The sequence below is a fragment of the Rosistilla oblonga genome, from assembly GCF_007751715.1.
GTDB lineage: Bacteria > Planctomycetota > Planctomycetia > Pirellulales > Pirellulaceae > Rosistilla > Rosistilla oblonga.
This window is the reverse complement of record NZ_CP036292.1, coordinates 2,230,531-2,248,755: the sequence shown is the minus strand read 5'-3', so window position 1 is coordinate 2,248,755 and position 18,225 is coordinate 2,230,531. Positions and strand designations below refer to the sequence as shown.

The following is an 18,225-nucleotide window of genomic DNA, read 5'->3' as shown; positions in this document are numbered from 1 at the left end:
ATTCGGGGTTCAGTCGGGACAAACGTCCGCGTCAACGCAAGCCCCCTGCTGAAGGGCGATCGACGTTTGATACGATTGAAGGAACGGATTGCCACTCGACGTTTTGGTCCGCCGCGCCCCGCGCCGCCGATCGACACGTCGCCTATTCAAACAGCATCTGAGGAATTGATGACTTCGCTTGCGTCTTATCCCGCAGAGATCGCCGCGGCACTGCAACGGCGTTGGACGGCAATGGAACTGCCGGCCGATGCGCTCCCCGCCGCTGATGCAGTCGCTCAATTGGTCGACACGATGTACCAAGCGAGTCTGCTGCGAGAGGAGGGGAGCGGTGTGCGGTGCCGAATCATCGTCGCGCCGCCAAGCGAATTTGCGGCGGAACTTTCTACCGGGGCCAGCCAATTGCATGTGCTCCGTTTCACCGAGCGCCGCGACTTCACGCCGCACCAACTGCGTAAACTTGCCGCCGCGGCCGGGTACTACCGCGCTCTTTTGGCTGTCGATCAGAACGCCGACGGCCAGCTTTCGATCTGGGGAATGGTGATCACAGGAACCGACTGGGTCAACCGCGTCGAAGGGGAACGTGTGCGTGAGCTTTGGCTGCCGACGCGTCCGGTGATTCATTGTGTTGGACCGGGGCATCTGATCGCCGCCGCCGGGTATTCGCGGATCCTCGAATCCTCCGGCGGCAAACTGCTGACCGACGGGTTCGATCCGTTTCGATCCAGTTGGTTGTCGCATCAATTCCGTCAGGTGAGGACTTCGTTGATCGAAGAACTCGCGGAACTCGAAACCGATAGCAGCAAGACGCGGATGTGCGATTCGTTTGTCAAAGACATCGCGCAGAGTGTCGTCCGGCGGGTGCTGCATCTGGTCCGCACCCGCGGCCACGGCGGGATGCTCGTCTTTCTCCCCAACGGTTTGGAAAGCAACCCGCTGGTCGATCGCTGGTTTCGCTTTCGCGTTCGCTTCGAAGGAGACGATTCGACGCTGCGGTTCCGGCGGTTGATCCTGAACCTGATGCAGCAGGGGCGGCGAGCGGGAGAAGCTCGCGGGCTGGACCAAGTGACGTGGGACGATTACCTGCAAATGCGACATGCCGAACTGGCTCAACTCGACGCCGCACTGCTCGAATTTGGTCACTTCCTAGCCGACCTGATGAGTGCCGATGGGTCGTTGGTTGTCGACCGCAGCTTCCGCCTGGTCGGCTTTGGAGCTGAGATTCTCGGCGACTCCCACGTCAACACGATCCACCGCGCGTTCGATCTGGAAGCGATCAACGCAGTTCCCGAACCAGCCGATTCGTCGGGCACGCGGCACCGGTCGGCTTACCGATTGGTCAGCGGACTGCGCGAGGCGATCGCGGTCGTCGTTTCCCAAGATGGCGACGTCCGCTTCGTCGCACACCACAAAGACAAACTGACCTACTGGCCCTATCTTCCCTAGGCGACGGTTCAGCGAATTCGTTCCCTGGTCGCACGGTCTCGGTCGTACTCCGTCGCACTGCGACGGTACTTTTACTCGTGCTCGTACTCGAGCAATCACCAGTACGAATACGAATTCGGAGGGCTGTTACTGAGGATCCCCGAAGCGACGCGAGGTTTGGCATGAGCCGCCCGTGCGATGCAGCCTCCGACGATGGAGTCGACAAAAAAACTGGCCTATCTCTCGGGCGATGCGACCGCGACGCAGCACGCGCAGCTCTCGATCCGATACGATTGCCACTGGATCGCTAGCGATCTTCGGCCAGAGCAAAACAGTAGAAGAGATTTCAGAGGACTTTGATGACGACAGTTTCGGATTCATGGAAAACTTCCGCCGGCCAGGCGTACCAGATTTGGCAAGCCGGTGTCGATGCGGTCCTCGCAGATCGGCTGGTCGCCGAAACAGTTACCGTCGACGGGCAACAGCTGATGTTCGAAGACGAACCGTTCGACTTGGCCGCCATCGGACGGATCGCCGTCGTGGGAGGTGGCAAAGCGGCCGCGGCGATGGCTGCGGGGCTGGAGACGGCCCTAGGAGAACAGCTTTGCCAAAGCAAGCAACTGCATGGCTGGATCAACATCCCCGACGGCACCCAGCGACCATTGCAATGGATCCACGCCCATGTCGCTCGGCCTGCGGGAGTCAACGAACCGACGCAGGCGGCTGCCGATGGGACCGCTGAGATCTTGAAGATCGTCGCCGACCTGGAGCCGAACGATCTATGTATCGCGCTGATTTCGGGCGGCGGATCGGCGCTCTTGACCGCGCCGCGCGAGGAGATCACGCTCGACGAAAAAATTGCCGTCACGCGGTGGCTCAGCGGTGCCGGAGCCAACATCGAACAACTCAACACGGTCCGCAAACAATTGAGTGACGTCAAAGGTGGCCGCTTGCTGACCGCTTGCAAAGCGGCGAATCTTGTCACACTGGTGATCAGCGACGTCTTAGGGGATCCGTTGGATACGATCGCCTCGGGACCGACCGTTGCCGATTCATCGACCGCCGCCGACGCCTTGGCTGTGCTGCAACAATTTGATCCGCAGCAGCAATTGCCCGCATCGATCTACCACGTGCTTTCGCAACCACGCCTCGCCCCGGACGCTTCGACGGGCTGCGTGAACCATCTGCAGGTCATCGGCAACAACGCAGCCGCTGTCGATGGAGCGGGCATCCGCGCCGAACAGCTTGGATATTCGCACGCGATGCAATCGGCCAGGCAAAGCGAAGGGCAAGCCGAACAAGTCGGAGAGCACTTAGCCAAGATGGCCCTTTCGATGTTGCAACAGCCCGGCCCCGACTGTCTGATCTCCGGTGGCGAACCTGTTGTCCAACTGGCACCGCAAGCGGAACGTGGCCGCGGCGGCCGAAACCAACAACTAGTATTGGCTGCGCTCGGTTGGTTGATCCAGCACGGTGAGCTAACCAACGAGGAGCGGGCTCGCGTAACGATCCTCTCCGGCGGGACCGATGGCGAAGACGGTCCGACCGATGCCGCCGGCGCGTTTTTTAACGCAGAGGTCTGGAGCCGCGCCGAAGCTCAACAACTCGACTGGCAGGACTACCTCCGCCGCAACGACGCCTACAGCTTCTTTGAAGCTTGCGGAGGGCTAATCCTCACCGGCCCAACGAACACCAACGTCTGCGACGTCCGCGTCGTCACGATCGCCAAGTAACACCGTGACACCTGACACCCAACCGCGCCGCCGTCGCCTCACACAGTAGTTTAACCGCGTGGGCAACGCCCCGCGCGTCCAACCAACCGCTCCCCCCGCCTCGAATCCTGCGACACTAAAGAGCCCTGAAACCAACCTCCACCGCGCGGCCCGCTGGGCACGCGGTTAAACGAATTTGGGGATGACACTCGAGCGTTCCAGTGCGCTGCCCATACTAGCACGAAGCGCGAGCGAGTGATTCGAATCGACGCTCATGATTTCACTCGCTTGCGCTTCGTGCTAGTAAAGGCGAACAGCATTGGTCCTGACACCGTTTTACCATCGTGGCTGTTCAAATATCGTCAATGCTCCGTGCCTTCGTGCCTCTGGGAGAGTCCTTCGGATCCCAGCACGAGGCCTCTCACGGAGGCTCGAAGGCACAGAGGGGCAGGGCTGAATGGCACGTAGTTAGGCGTAACCTGTTGTGGCAAGACGATTTTGGTGCGGGTTTCTTGGAGTCCGCATGAGTTTAAACGACTTGGGTCTCACCTTGACCACTCTCTTTTCTTGCCGTACTGGCCGCCATCCTTCGACTAAGCGGTCCGTTGTCTCGTGACAAACGCTAAGTGATGCCTGACGGTTTACGGTTCCGACGAAGGGCTGGTCGAGACCGTGTCGGCGGTCAAAAAGGAAACGACGCCCGTTTTCACATCGTACATCGCGCCGACGACGAGTAGATCGCCGGCATCGACAGCGCTGCGGATCGCGTGGCTGCGAGTCACGATTTCGCGAACCGTCCGCTCGACATTCTTCTTGGCAATCCGATCGACAAAATCATCCATGGCTTCGGGTTGCATCGTTGCGACGCTTCGAGATTCATCCCCTTCCACCGACTCTTGAATTTCAGAGACGATCGCACGCATGTGCGGACGGCCGTTGTCCTGTTCAGCATCTTTTTGTGTTTCCAAGAGGTTCACGGCCGACGCGACAGCGCCACAATGCGTGTGTCCCATGACGAGAATCAGCTTGGCACCCGCAACGGTAGCCGCGTATTCGAGACTCCCCAGCGAATTGGTGCCAATAACATTTCCGGCCACACGCACGCTGAAGATGTCGCAGACGCCGAGATCGAAGACAAGCTCGGCTGGAACGCGTGAATCGATACAATTGAGAACTGCCGCAAGCGGGCTTTGCCCTCCGACGGTTGTGTCGATTGGCCGACCGTAGCCACGCGAAATTCGACGATCTGTGTGAAACCGCTTGTTACCTTCGGCAAGGATGTCAAGCACTTGCGTTGGAGTCAGGCGATCTTGGACGGCTCCGGTTGAGAAGTCTCCAAATTCGGTTTCATCAGGCAGAGCGTACTTGTCTCGGAAACCTCGCAACCGGACACTCACGCCGCGGGTCGGACCGGTTTCCTCTTTGAATTCCCGGATCAAACTCAAAACATCGGGATCAATGTAGTCGGTCTCCGACGCGTCCAGAAGCATCTTCGACCCTGGCTTCGCTTGATTGAACATCGTGTCCAGTGCCGCACGATTCAGAAAGCTGACTTGGTTCGCCAGTTCGACATGCACGACGTCGCCGTCGATGTGCGGCTCAACGACACGACGAATCGGACGTCGCAAATTGCTGTTCAGAATAAACAGGACACTGACGGCCAACCCAATCAAAATTCCAATCAGCAGATCGCTGAAGATGATGGCGACGACGGTGATGATGAACGGAGCGAACTGATACCGGCCCTGTTCCCACATGTCACGGAACAACTTGGGGCTCGCCAATTTCGATCCGGTGTAGATCAAGATGGCTGCTAGCGCCGCCAACGGAACCATGTTGAGGTAGACGGGAAACAGCCCCACACAAACCAGCAACAAAACACCGTGAAGGATCGCAGAGAGTTTGGACGTCGCCCCCGCGTTGATGTTGACCGAACTGCGGACAACAACCGAGGTCACCGGGATGCCGCCGATGAAGCCGGCAACCATATTCCCCACACCTTGCGCCCACAGCTCTCGGCTGCCTGGAGAATTGCGGCGACGCGGGTCCAGTTTATCCGCGGCTTCGAGATTGAGCAGCGTTTCCAAGGAGGCGACCATGGCGATGGTCACACCGGCGATATAGACCGCCGGATTCGTCCACTGAGAAAAGTCGGGGAACGTCAGGAAACTGCCAAACTCCGAGAGACTTTTGGCAATCGGAATCTGTACCAAGTGGATCGTGTCAATCGACCATCCGCTGCCAAACCGCGACAACACGAACTGGAACGCCACCCCGGCCAGCACGACCACAAGCGGGGCGGGAATGCCTGAATTTTTGAGTACTTTCAGTCGCGCCCAAAGCACCATCAAGACAAGCGATGAGAACCCGACAACGGCCGCACCGAAGTGCACCTCGCCCTGGAAGATCGTTGCGATCTCCGAAAACGTATTTTCGTGGTCTGGCTGCGAGAACGACATTTCACCTTCGGGATCATTGTCGTGGCCAAGCAAGTGGGGAAGCTGCTTGAGAATCAGGATCACTCCAATCGCGGCCAACAGTCCTTTAATGACACTGGACGGAAAGAAGGCCGACAACGCTCCCGCTTTGGCGATCCCAAGCCCAATCTGAATCACTCCGCCGATAACGACAGCAAGCAACAGCGCATCAAAGGCTCCCAGGTTTGCAATCTGCGCGGCGACCACGGCGGTCAGACCTGCCGCAGGACCACTCACACTGGTATGCGAACCGCTCAGGGCGCCAACCACAATCCCGCCGACGATACCGGCGACAATTCCAGAAAACAGTGGAGCTCCCGAGGCCAGTGCAATGCCAAGACACAACGGCAAGGCGACGAGAAAAACAACCAGCGATGCTGACAAATCTCGAAACACGTTGTTTGCCAGAGAGTTACGTGATGGTGATGTGGGGTCGAGTGTGTTGTCCTTCATGGATCCTATCGTCTGTCCGTGTTAACGCCGTGTCGATACGTGTTACCGCCGGAATAGCCACGGCGGATCTCCTGTTTGTCCCAACTGCGAAACGCACAGACTGGAAACGTAAAAAGGTGTCGGACAGCTTTGCTGATCCGAACACCTTTTGCTCCACATCTTAGCCGACAGGCCGCAACTTAGTCTATAGACTGCGCCGCTTCGAACAACTCACCGATCGCGAAAAAACGTGCGAGCCCCGGTCGGCAAACGTTCCCTTTTGCTGTTCGATTCGGTGTGACTTTCGTTGTTGTGATCCCCAGCCCTATCACTCATGTTTACCAACGTGGTGATTCTCACGGCTGCCTCTGTGCTGCGGCATAACGCTGAAATAGCGTCCCGGCTGCCCACGGCTTCAGTCTATGGCAGGCAGGACAGGCGGCAAATTCCTAAGGTCAAAGTCTGTGCTACGGAAGTTCGTCAAACGTGTAGAACTTTAGTCCCAGTTCATTGGCTTTGCGGAAGATGCGGGTTAGTGCTTCGGGAGTTACAAAATGGCCTCTGCCCGATTCGCTGATCCGGTGTGCGTATAACACGATGATTTCTCGGTTCTCCGCAGCCCGCTGAAGCGCTCCGTCAAGCTGTTCGTAAGTGCGGTCCGGTCGCAGCGGAGCATAGTCGATTCCCTGGCCGTACAGACAACCGTGTTCAGCGATCTTCGCCGCCGGAACAAAAAAGGCGTCGTCTTCACGGAGTGCTGTGCCAGCCGCAATGCCTTTGCCCGTCCGCAGGTGCCGAAACACTTCCAGCAGTTTCTCATCGGTCGCGGCGTTGTTGCGGCTCATGGGGTACGCAAACGACACCGGCGCAACGCCTGCCGCCTTGAACGCTTTCATCTGCGGATCGATTTCGCGTTGCATAAATGCTTCCGGCGATTTCGTCTCAAAATACTCAACCGCTTTCAAGTGATTGACACTGTGAGATCCAATGGCATGTCCATGTTCGGTGAGTTTCTGAATGGCCCGCCGCGCGGGGCCGTCAATCTCTCCACTGATGAAAAACGTCGCTTTGACGCCAAATTCATCGAACAATGGTAACGCCTTCACCCAGTCGTTGAAGTTGCGGTCGTCGAAGGTCATCACAATACCGCCTTCGGTTAACGTCGCGGGCGTGCGAACCTGAGGCGCCGTGTCGAGCACGGTTTTGAGTCTCGGTGTATCCAAGGTGCGGGTGAGCCGAAAAACGCCGGCCGGGCCGTTAGGATGGCCGGCATAGACGAACACGTGTTGCACGCCGCGTTTGACATCAATCACAGCTCCGGCCGGATGAAAGCCGTCAGCGGTTGAATAAAACGTTCCCTCTCTGGCCAGCAGGCGACATTCGCGTCGCCAATTCCCGCTGCCCCAATCGCCTGGCGCCATGCTCCACAGCCATAGTTCCATCCGATGCCGTTCGGATCGAACCATTTCGAATCGCTTCGTGACCGGATTGAAACTGAAGTCGACCGTGTCTACCAATCGTGGGTCTTTCAGATTGGTATTCAGGATCGTGGGAGGACTGTTCAGTGCCCAGTCCATCTGCTTGTGAGATCGGACCTTTGTTTGGTCGCGAGTAACCGACAGGAAGCGGTTTTCGTGCATCAGGACCGACGGTTCGTACTGGGGAAACCCAACGTCGTGTTCCTCAACCGACCAGTTGCCTCCTCCATCCGCGGACGTCAGCGTCACCAATTTGTTGCTGAGCTTGTGGTAGGTATCTGCTTCTCCGAACCAGTTGCCAAATGCCATCAGCCCACGCTCGGGATGATCCAGAATCCGAGGCCCAAGGTTCACGATCTGATGTGGGAAATTGTCGTCGCGTAACGCTTTAGGAAAATGTTTCCACGAGCGGCCCCGATCATCGGACCGGAACACACCATGGTTATTGATCGCCACGACCGCTCCGTCGCGGGTTGTACCAATCGCATGCAGATGAACCTTGTACCCGAGCGTTGACTTGTTGCTCTTGTCAAATTTGGCTCGGTGCGACAACGGCACAACTCCACCCCGCAAACGATCTTCCGAAGTCATGCAATCGCGGAGGTCATACGGAGGCGACCATGTCTTTCCACCATCATCACTTCGCAACACAATGCCATAAGACATTTCCGGATCCGGGCTGCCCGCTCCCTTGGCCTTGTGACCCGGAATTCGGCGATGCATGACCACAATGGTATCGCCGGTCATCGTTGCAATTGGCCAGCCAAAGTGATTGCAGTCACCCGCGGAATCCGTCGGCAGATGCACCGGCGCAATCTCGATCGCCCCCATCTCCTGAGCATGCTGCAATTGGACAGTGGCTTCCGCCGTGAGCGCAAGAAGTTCTTCCGGCGCCGGCGGGCCAACGTCGTCTGCATAGCCAGACGACATTAGAACGGTCAGTACCCAAACCCAGGAGAAAACTCGGTGCACAACGCTATCCTTCGGCTTAAGCCGGATGTGGTTCATAAGTGAAATTGGCTGATAGGGTGTTGGCGGCACAAATACCGCGCCGCTCGGGTACCATGCATCGACGGCCATTCTAACGATGAATAGACAGTCCGGAAAACGAGTCTCCGCTCACCGAAAGGTAGTCGGAGATTTGCAATCGCATTGATCGCTTGGTAGCCGCAAACCATTCAGGGCAAACACTTTCAGCGGATTGCCTTGATTCAAGCTTTTCAGGTTTCCGCCTGCGAAAGTAGCCATCGCCTCAGGACTCCCTCGAAAAAAAGTCATGCCTGACACCAACCTCCAGCGCGCGGCCCGCTGGGCACGCGGTTAAACGAATTTCAGCGATGACGTTGGAGCGTTTTATTACAGTGGCAATACTAGCACGAAGCGCAAGCGAGTGATTCGCTTCGATTCGACGGCCGTGATGTCACTCGCTGGCGCTTCGTGCTAGTAAAAGCGAACAGCATTGGTCCCGACACGGTCTTATCTTCCGATTGGCAACGCCCGGGCGTCCAGGCCTCCAGCGCGCGGCCCGCTGGGCACGCGGTTAAACGAATTTCAGCGATGACGTTGGAGCGTTTTATTATAGTGGCAATACTAGCACGAAGCGCAAGCGAGTGATTCGCTTCGATTCGACGGCCGTAATGTCACTCGCTGGCGCTTCGTGCTAGTAAAAGCGAACAGCATTGGTCCCGACACGGTCTTATCTTCCGATTGGCAACGCCCGGGCGTCCAGGCCTCCAGCGCGCGGCCCGCTGGGCACGCGGTTAAACGAATTTCAGCGATGACGTTGGAGCGTTTTATTACAGTGGCAATACTAGCACGAAGCGCAAGCGAGTGATTCGACGGCCGTGATGTCACTCGCTGGCGCTTCGTGCTAGTAAAAGCGAACAGCATTGGTCCCGACACGGTCTTATCTTCCGATTGGCAACGCCCGGGCGTCCAGGCCTCCAGCGCGCGGCCCGCTGGGCACGCGGTTAAACGAATTTGGGGATAACGTTGGAGTGTTTTAGTGCGGTGGCAATACTAGCACGAAGCGCAAGCGAGTGATTCGATTCGATTCGATTCGATTCGATTCGATGGCCGTGATGTCACTCGCTGGCGCTTCGTGCTAGTAAAAGCGAACAGCATTGGTCCCGACACGGACTTATCTTCCGATTGGCAACGCCCGGGCGTCCAGGCCTCCAGCGCGCGGCCCGCTGGGCACGCGGTTAATCGAATTTGGGGATAACGTTGGAGTGTTTTAGTGCGGTGGCAATACTAGCACGAAGCGCAAGCGAGTGATTCGATTCGACGGCCGTGATGTCACTCGCTTGCGCTTCGTGCTAGTAAAAGCGCAAGGCCCCCCTGCATCTTGCGAACCTTAACAGGCTTCGCGGCACCGCTCTCCGGTGGGCTTATTCGTCGCCCAGATATCGCAGCTGGATATCGGTGTTGGGAAGCGACGGCTTGAGAGCGTCGACGCCCTCCTGAGTGACCGCGGTCCGGGTGACCTTCAAGTCTTCGAGCGACTTAAGATTCTTCAACGGTTCCAGCCCCGCATCGGTGATTAAAGTCGATCCGAGATGCAGGAACAACAGCTTCGACATCCCGCTCAAATGTGGCATCCCCGCGTCGGTCAAACGCGTGTTGTCCAAATTCAACCATTCCATATTCACGAGCGTATTGAGCGGTTCGATCCCCGCGTCGGTCAGGTTCACACGCCACAGGTTCAGCTTCTTGAGCTTGGTCAATTGGCCCAGCGGCGGCATTGCGTCGTCCAAGATCTGCGAACATTCGCTGAGGTCGAGTTCTTCCAGGTTGGTCAGTTTTGGCATGTCAGCCAATCCAGAGGCATCGATCTGGTTGCGGGCCAAACGAACCTTCTTCAGCTGAGGGAATTGAGCCAGTTTGGCGATCGCTTCGTTGCCGATCGTCGTTTCGGCGAGGTAGATCTCCTGCAGTTGTTGCAGCGGAGCCAACGCGTCGAGCCCATCTTCACTGACCCACAAGAAGTCGAGTGCCAGGACCTTCAGGTTCGGGATCTGAGCGACGTGAGCCATCCCGTCGTCGCCGACCGAACAATCGCCGCTCTTGCCCGACAGTCGCAGAGCTTTGAGTCGCTTGTGTCCGACCAAATGTTCCAAACTGGAATCGTCGACCGCTGTATCGCGGAGATCCAGGTTCTCCAACGATTCGATCTGCGCCAACGTCGTCAAAGCTTCACCGGTGATCGGCGTTCCAAGCAGCAGCACCGAACGCAGTCGCGGCAGCTTGGTCAGCGGAGCCAGATCGGCGTCGGCGACCGACGTGCCACGATAATCGACTTCGATGATCAAACCATCGCCATCGCGGCGTACCTTTTCGGTCACGTTCATAATCGCCGCAACCGCTTCGGCATCGTCGCTGACCGTCGGCGCGGGCTTCGCATCAGCCGCAGCGCTCGCCGCCGCATCGGGCTCGGCACCCGCAGGATCTGCCGCGGGTTTCGTGTTGCACCCAGTCAGGGCCAGAATCAAAAGAAACGCGGGGGTGATATACAAACGGTGCAAAACGGAGTCTCCCAAGGCGGGGGTAATAGCGGGGAATAGGGTGGGCTTTGATTGGCAGTGTAGCAGATCTGATTGATCAGCAAAGTAGCAAATACATCGGCTCGCGATTCCCAGCCGACGATACCGCCGCGATGGTCATGGCGATTCCACCACCTCGGGCAATCGGTAGATTCGGTAGGTCGCGTTCTCTTCGTTGCCCGTCGGATAGATCATCACCAGCGGCAGATTCCCGGGACTCAACCGACGATCGACGATCATATATTCAGTCTTGTATCGCTCGCGGAATTCTCTCAGCTGGTCGTAACGGATCGTTACCCGTGCGCCACCCAATCGCCGCGGAAAGATCTCTGCCATCCGCCGCTTCCATTCGAGCAAGCTCGGGGCGTCTTGAGGGACGTCCTTCCAATTTACCACTTCGGCTCGCTCGGCAAACCATTTGAAGGTCTGTTGATGGCGTGGGCTCAGAAAAACAGCCTCCGGCGGCGTGTTGTCCCGCACCCAATCGCAGACCTTACGCCAATCGGCATAGATCCGCATTTGATACTCTGGCGACCGGTGGACGTCGAAGCTGATCAACGACTGCCGACACGCATCGGGCATCACCGCCCGCTGGCGATCCAAAAACATGCTGCTGAAGACCAGCATACAGACGACCGCCACAAACCCGGTTCGGATCGCGACCGCTCGAGAAACCTGGGGCCTCGCCAACGCTGCCGCCAGACACAAGCCAGCGGTCAGCGGAACAATCGAATCGGTCAATCGGAACCAATAGTAGCGAAGCAGACTGGCCGCCAGATCGGGAGCGACCGCGGGCAACATCGCGACAAACATTCCCGCCACCGCGATCGAAACCGCACCGACAGCGAACCATAACAAAGGTCGCAGTACCGGATCGCGTCGCAGCGGCCAAGCCAGTCCAATCGTGGCGGCGATCAGCAACAGATGACCGATGTAGCGCCGCGGGGCGAAGCTGGCTGGGTACAGATGATGCGAGATCCGTTGATAGGTGTAGATCGACGCCGCCTGCTTCGCATCGGCTGGATCGACGCCTTGCATCGTCGCCATCCCAGGCGCCACGCCTAACATCGCGATCGCGCCACCGATCACCAGCGGAATCGCCTGGCGTCGGACTTCGGCAAACGTCCACGGCCGCGTCGCCAACAACGCAACCATCGCCGCGACGACCGACCATCCGCCGACCAACACGTGGAACGCGCTGGCAGCCCCCAACAACGGCCAAACCATCCACCATCGCTGGCGAACCATCGCCTCCATCGCAAACAGCACAAATCCGTAGGCAAAGACCTTCGCCTCGATCCCCCCGATCACCCACTCGCCGGCCAGATCCGCTTGTTCGATGCCGACGATCCAAACCAATCCGACCAGCAAACTCGCGTACCGCACCGGAGCGATCGACCACGACAACCGCTGCAACGCCCACGCGATCATCGTCCAACCGAGGATCCGGCCGATCCAAGCGGTGGCTGACAGCGACGTGAACTTCGTCAACCATCCCACGGTCAGGTAGAACATCAGATGGGCTTTGCCCGACGTGACAAACATGTCACCAGCACACCAAGCGGGATCCCAGAAGTTCTTCGCTTTCGTCAAATAATGCGCTTCGTTGATTCCCGGCGGCGGGTCTCCCGCGTGCACAAAAAACAACAACATCAATAGCGACACCTCCCACAACCGCCGTCCTACGGGCAGGCGAGTCGTTGCAAGTTCGGTCGTCGACGAATCGGTTGCGGCAGTTGAAATGACAGGCTCCATCGGATTTGACTCTACACGGGTTCCAACTGCGACATCACGACGCTGCGTCGAACGGTCCCCTTGGCCGTCAACGTTCCGCGCTCCACCGCCAACGGAACGTCGATCGCTCGGACGACGCGTGGGATCGCATGCGTCGGCAGATCGCTCAATCGGTCGGCGATTTTTCCCAGCCACCGAGCCGCATCGGCCTCGGTCAACGGAGCGGGCTCGGTTGCGATCCAGGCGGTCAAAACCGGCTGGCCATTTCCCGAAACGATCGCATGCGTGATCCCAGGCAATTGGCAGATCCGCGATTCGATCTCCGCTGGCATCACCTTCCGCCCCGTACTGAGCACGATCAGGTCGTCGATCCGCCCGAGGACCTGCAAGCGTCCCTCCGCGTCCAGGCGTCCCAAGTCGCCGGTCTGCAACCAACCATCATCCATCCGCGCGGCCATCGCAGCGTCTTGCTTGTAATAAGTTTTTGCGAGCCCCGTGCCGCGGCAGAGGATCTGCCCCCGAGCGTCCAGCTTCAGTTGGACGCCAGCTACTGGGCGACCGACCACGCCGGGGGCGGCATCCTGGGGAGTCGCAGAGCAGATCACGGGGGAGGATTCGGTCAGGCCGTAACCTTGAATGACAGTGATTCCCCAGTCGCTGTAGTCCTTAAACGTTCCCGCGGGCATCGCGGCGCCGCCACATCCCAACAGCCGCAACCGATCCAGTCCAAGACTAGCGAGTCCTTGCTGAGGCGTTTCGGCAGCTCGAGCGACGTGAGCGATCTTTTCGGCAAGGTGCGGAACCACGTTCATCGCGGTCGGCCGAACCACCGGCGCCAAACGCAAAAGCCCCCGGTAACCGTTGTCGGCAGCGAGCACCGATCGGCTGAGAATCCAAGTCCCCACGTCGCAGGTGCGGGCATAGGCATGGGAGATCGGCAGCAGGGTCAGCCGCCGGTCGTCGGGTTGCTGCGGCACGGCGGCTAGTTTTCCAGCGGCGTTGCTGGCGAGGTTGCCGTGCGACAGAACAACGCCTTTGGGATCGGCGGTTGTTCCCGACGTGTACATGATCGCTTCGGTCTGTGTCGGGTCGAGATTGGCCGCCCAGTCGCCGGCGAGCTGAAGCGTCGCGGCGTCTGCCGCAGTGGCATGCTGCGGGGAACAGATCGTATCGACGGCGATCGCGCGGCAATCGGTGGGCATGGGGATCGACCTGTCGCAATGCGTCGAGCCGATCAAGACAAACCGAGCGTCGCAATGTTCAATCAACCGCGCGACATGAGAATCGGGCAACCGCACATCGATCACGATGTCGACGGCGCTGCGTGGCGGATGATCGGCGTCGGAATAGAGACCGACTAACCGCAGTGCTCCCAGCAGGACGACCAACTGGCGGCTGTTGTCGCACAGGATCGCGACATGCTGGCCGGGGGAGATTCCCCAGGCCGCCATACGCTCGGCGGCCTGGAGTGTTTGAATGCCGATGTCCGACCAGCTGTGGTAGCGGGTCGATGCGTGATCGAGCACGTCGATCCAAGCCAAGGCAGTGGGGTGTTCGACTGCATTGGCTAACAGTTGCTCAATCAAAGACATCGTCGCAGACTCTTTACGATAGCTTCCAACCGTCGGGGAGCGATGCGTTTTTGCAGACGATCGGAATCCCGTCGCGGACCGGGCACTCTTCGTGCGTGTCGCTCTCTTGGACGTTCGAATCATTGACGATCCGTACGTTTTTGCCGACGCGGCAATTTTTGTCCAGGATCGCGCCTTGGACCACGCTGCCAGCACCGATTCCGACGGGCGGTTTGCCCTGAGCGGCGGCGGTTTGTTGGCGAGTGGAGCTCTCGTAATCGTCGGCACCCATGATGATGCTGTCTTTAATGACAACGCCTTCACCGATAATACAACGCAAACCAACGACACTGTTTTCGATCACAGCACCTTTTTCGATGCGGCAACCGTCGGCGATCAGACTGCCCGTCACTTGAGCGCCTTCCATGAAGGTTGGCGGCAAGAAACGAGGGCGGCTGTAAACCGGCGACTCCGAATCGTTAAAGTTATAAGGCGGGGTACGCTGAGCCAAACTCAGATTGCACTCGTAAAACGCCTTGATCGTACCGATGTCTTCCCAGTACCCATCGAACAAGTGCAACTGCACCTTCCGCGATCGAATCGCGGCAGGGAAGACTTCGCGACCAAAATCCTGGTACTGCGTCTTTTGCAGGAAATCGACAAGCGTGTCGCGATTGAAGATGTACAAGCCCATACTGGCAACGCAATCGCGGCCATGGCTGGGAATGCCTTGTTTGTCGAGCCACGCCGGATCCATCTTGACCATATCGATCTCTTCGGGCGTCTGCGGTTTCTCAAGGAACCCGACAACACGGCCCGAATCGTCGACACGCATCACTCCCAAAGCGTGCGCTTCGTCGCGGGAAACCGGAATACCCGCGATCGTCACGTCGGCTCCCGATTCGATGTGCGTCTTCATCATGTCGCCGTAATCCATGCGATACAATTGATCGCCCGACAGGATCAACACATGCTCGACGAAGTCCTGTTGGATGTAGCTGAGGTTCTTGCGGACCGCGTCGGCGGTGCCCTCATACCAGTCCTCTCCAGAGCCCTCGGTCTGCTGTGCCGCCAACAACTCGACGAAACCGCCGTTGAAGTTATCGAACGAATAAGTCTGCCGAATATGACGGTGCAGACTGACCGACAAGAACTGTGTCAGGCAATAAATTTTGTTCACGCCACTGCTGATGCAGTTGCTGATCGGGATGTCGATCAGGCGGTACTTCGCAGCCAAGGGAACGGCGGGTTTCGCACGAATCTTGGTAAGCGGAAATAGACGTGTTCCGCGGCCACCACCTAAAATCAGCGCAATTGTATTACGCATTGTGTCTCCAAAACCAAAAGGCTCAGCTCGAATGCACACCAAACAGCAGACTGTGCTTGACGCAATTAATGAGATGAGAATATATCAGACTTTGACTTGACGGGCACTCACCCCACCCAACGCATTTTGACCATTTCCACGCAACCCGGACCGTCCGGTTCCGTCTCGTGGGGTTGGGAAAGAGGCGACTATCGTACGCATCAGGCGTATAGTAACCGATACGGTGTTCCTTCCAGGCCAGTCATCCATAATTTGCCTCCGCATCCTTCATCGAACGATATTCCGAATGGCAGCAAAAAACGAAGTGGCATTTGATCGCAAGCAAACGATTCAGGCAATCGCTGCGGAGTTGAACGTTCCCCCTCGGCAGATCGAAGCGGCGGTCGACCTGTTGGACGAAGGCAATACGATCCCATTTATCGCTCGGTACCGCAAAGAGGCGACCGGCGGGCTGGACGAAATCGCGCTGCGAGCGATCGAAGACGCTTTGGAAAAAGCGATGGCGTTGGCGTCGCGGAAAGCGACGGTGCTCAAGACGATCGATGAACAGGGAAAACTGACCGCCGTGCTGCGTCGGCAAATCGAATCGTGCACCGACCTGCAAACGCTCGAAATCCTCTACCTTCCCTACAAACCAAAGCGTCGCACGCGAGCGACCGTTGCCAGACAGAAGGGCTTGCAACCGCTGGCCGATCTGCTGCTCGATCCCTCGGCATCGAAGAAGTCCAAAGACGAAATCCTCGCGGAGTTTGTCAACGCGGAACTCGAGGTCCCCGATCGCGAAGCCGCACTGCAAGGGGCGTTGGATATCGTCGCCGAACAGTGGTCCGAAAACGCCGAGACCCGCACCTGGATGACCAAGCAGGCGTTTGCAACCGGGCGAATCACGTCGCAGGTTCGCCGCGGCAAAAAGGACCAGGCCGACAAGTTCGAACAATACACCGACCACCGTGAACCGGCCAAGAAGATCCCCTCGCACCGACTGCTGGCGATGATGCGAGGCGATTCCGAAGGCGTTCTGCGGATCGGAGTCGAACTGGACGACGACCATCTGCTGCGCGACCTGAAACCCAAACTGGTTCCGGGCCGCCAATCGCCGTTTCAAAAAGAGCTGCTGGCGACTGTCGACGATTGTTACCAACGTCTGCTGATGCCCGCCACCGAATCGAGCGTTCTGCAAACGCTGAAACAACAAGCCGATGAAGAAGCGATCGCCGTCTTTGGCAAGAACCTTCACGAACTGTTGATGTCGCCTCCCGCTGGCCCTCGCGTGACGATCGGCATCGACCCCGGCTTCCGCACCGGATGCAAAGTCGCTGTTGTCGACGGAACGGGCAAGTTCCTGACGAACACGACGATCTACCCCACGCCTCCCAAGAGCGACCTGGCCGGCGCTGGGGCAACGCTGCTGAAACTGATCCAGAAACTTAACGTCGAATTAATCGCGATCGGCAACGGCACGGCGTCGCGCGAGACCGATGCGTTTGTCGGCGACCTGATCAAAAAACATAAACTGGCGGTGACAAAGGTCATGGTCAGCGAATCGGGCGCCTCGATCTATTCAGCGAGCGAATTGGCGGGCAAGGAGTTCCCCGACCTCGACATCACCGTCCGCGGCGCGATCTGCATCGCTCGGCGGTTGCAGGATCCGCTGGCCGAATTGGTCAAGACCGATCCCAAATCGATCGGCGTCGGCCAATACCAACACGACGTCAATCAATCGCAGCTGCGAAAGTGTTTGGACCGCGTCGTCGAATCGTGCGTCAATAACGTTGGCGTCGACTTAAATATGGCCAGCGTCCCGCTGCTGTCGCACGTCGCCGGGATCGGTCCCAAATTGGCCGAGAACATCGTCGAATATCGCAACGCCAACGGTCGCTTCACCGATCGCAAGCAATTGACCAAAGTCCCGAAACTGGGGAAGAAGGCGTTTGAACAAGCTGCCGGATTCTTGCGGATTCGCGATGGCAAACAGCCGCTCGATAATTCGGCAGTGCATCCCGAGAGCTACCCGATCGTCGACCGGATGGCGAAGCGATTGGGAGCCGATCCGAAAACGCTAGTCGGCAACGCGACGCTCAGCCAAAAACTGAAGCCCGAAGAGTTTGTCGACGACAAAGTGGGCATCCCCACGATCGCCGACATCATCAGCGAACTGGGTAAACCGGGCCGCGATCCACGCAGCGAATTTAAAGTCGCTCAGTTCGACGATACCGTCAACGACATCGAGGACCTCAAGCCGGGATTGGTTCTCGAAGGAGTGATCACCAACGTCACCCACTTCGGCGCCTTCATCGATATCGGCGTCCATCAAGACGGCCTGATCCATATCTCCCAGCTATCGGACACCTACGTCGAAGACCCCAGCGATGTCGTGTCGGTCGGCGACGTGGTGAAGGTCAAAGTCCTCGAAATCGACATCCCGCGGAAACGAATCTCCGTCACGCGAAAGTTCTAGCGATCGCCGGCGTCGTACCTGTAGGCAGAACCCGAGATGGGAACTGCCGTTGCGTTTACCTATAACGCGGCG

9 protein-coding genes are annotated in these 18,225 nt (G+C 58.2%); 3 read left to right on the top strand and 6 right to left on the bottom strand.

From position 1 onward, the window contains the following. Positions 1 to 168 precede the first annotated feature (168 nt). Both CA51_RS07965 and CA51_RS07960 read left to right on the top strand, forming a co-directional pair. On the top strand, positions 169 to 1,443 hold the full coding sequence (locus tag CA51_RS07965) for a putative sensor domain DACNV-containing protein (protein WP_145119415.1): 1,275 nt from the start codon (positions 169 to 171) through the stop codon (positions 1,441 to 1,443). A gap of 338 nt (positions 1,444 to 1,781) precedes the next feature. Next, positions 1,782 to 3,155, top strand: coding sequence for a glycerate kinase type-2 family protein (locus CA51_RS07960; protein ID WP_145119413.1), 1,374 nt, complete (start codon positions 1,782 to 1,784; stop codon positions 3,153 to 3,155). Positions 3,156 to 3,775: 620 nt separating this feature from the next. Here the strand turns inward: CA51_RS07960 and CA51_RS07955 are convergent. The 6 genes from CA51_RS07955 to CA51_RS07930 all read right to left on the bottom strand — a co-directional run bounded on the left by CA51_RS07955 (position 3,776) and on the right by CA51_RS07930 (position 15,695). Next, positions 3,776 to 6,007 carry a SulP family inorganic anion transporter gene (locus CA51_RS07955; RefSeq protein WP_231746059.1) on the bottom strand — a complete coding sequence of 744 codons (2,232 nt, stop codon included), beginning with the start codon at positions 6,005 to 6,007 and terminating at the stop codon, positions 3,776 to 3,778. Positions 6,008 to 6,510: 503 nt separating this feature from the next. Next, entirely contained in the window at positions 6,511 to 8,601 is a 2,091-nt protein-coding gene (locus CA51_RS26130) for a polysaccharide deacetylase family protein (RefSeq protein ID WP_145119409.1), read from the bottom strand. Positions 8,602 to 9,911: 1,310 nt separating this feature from the next. Beyond that, entirely contained in the window at positions 9,912 to 11,045 is a 1,134-nt protein-coding gene (locus tag CA51_RS07945; RefSeq protein ID WP_231746058.1) for a leucine-rich repeat domain-containing protein, read from the bottom strand. A gap of 135 nt (positions 11,046 to 11,180) precedes the next feature. Beyond that, positions 11,181 to 12,818 carry a DUF6798 domain-containing protein gene (locus CA51_RS07940; RefSeq protein ID WP_145119407.1) on the bottom strand — a complete coding sequence of 546 codons (1,638 nt, stop codon included), beginning with the start codon at positions 12,816 to 12,818 and terminating at the stop codon, positions 11,181 to 11,183. Positions 12,819 to 12,829: 11 nt separating this feature from the next. After that, the gene (locus CA51_RS07935) at positions 12,830 to 14,389 is read right to left on the bottom strand and encodes an AMP-binding protein (RefSeq protein ID WP_197451677.1); all 1,560 of its coding nucleotides are present in this window, start codon (positions 14,387 to 14,389) and stop codon (positions 12,830 to 12,832) included. Between the two features lie 13 nt (positions 14,390 to 14,402). Continuing rightward, positions 14,403 to 15,695: a glucose-1-phosphate adenylyltransferase gene (locus CA51_RS07930; RefSeq protein ID WP_145119403.1), complete on the bottom strand. Its 1,293-nt coding sequence runs from the start codon at positions 15,693 to 15,695 to the stop codon at positions 14,403 to 14,405. A 286-nt stretch (positions 15,696 to 15,981) separates the two neighbouring features. Here CA51_RS07930 and CA51_RS07925 point away from each other — a divergent pair, with 286 nt between their 5' ends. Continuing rightward, positions 15,982 to 18,153 (top strand): Tex family protein, encoded by a 2,172-nt coding sequence (locus tag CA51_RS07925; RefSeq protein ID WP_231746057.1) that lies wholly within the window; start codon positions 15,982 to 15,984, stop codon positions 18,151 to 18,153. The last annotated feature ends 72 nt before the right edge of the window (positions 18,154 to 18,225 follow it).

Bases quoted from the DNA above. Each gene is read 5' to 3' on its own strand.
- CA51_RS07935 (WP_197451677.1), bottom strand. From the start codon at position 14,389: ATGTCTTTGATTGAGCAACTGTTAGCCAATGCAGTCGAACACCCCACT.
- CA51_RS26130 (WP_145119409.1), bottom strand. From the start codon at position 8,601: ATGGCCGTCGATGCATGGTACCCGAGCGGCGCGGTATTTGTGCCGCCA.
- CA51_RS07965 (WP_145119415.1), top strand. From the start codon at position 169: ATGACTTCGCTTGCGTCTTATCCCGCAGAGATCGCCGCGGCACTGCAA.
- CA51_RS07940 (WP_145119407.1), bottom strand. From the start codon at position 12,818: ATGGAGCCTGTCATTTCAACTGCCGCAACCGATTCGTCGACGACCGAA.
- CA51_RS07925 (WP_231746057.1), top strand. From the start codon at position 15,982: ATGGCAGCAAAAAACGAAGTGGCATTTGATCGCAAGCAAACGATTCAG.
- CA51_RS07930 (WP_145119403.1), bottom strand. From the start codon at position 15,695: ATGCGTAATACAATTGCGCTGATTTTAGGTGGTGGCCGCGGAACACGT.
- CA51_RS07960 (WP_145119413.1), top strand. From the start codon at position 1,782: ATGACGACAGTTTCGGATTCATGGAAAACTTCCGCCGGCCAGGCGTAC.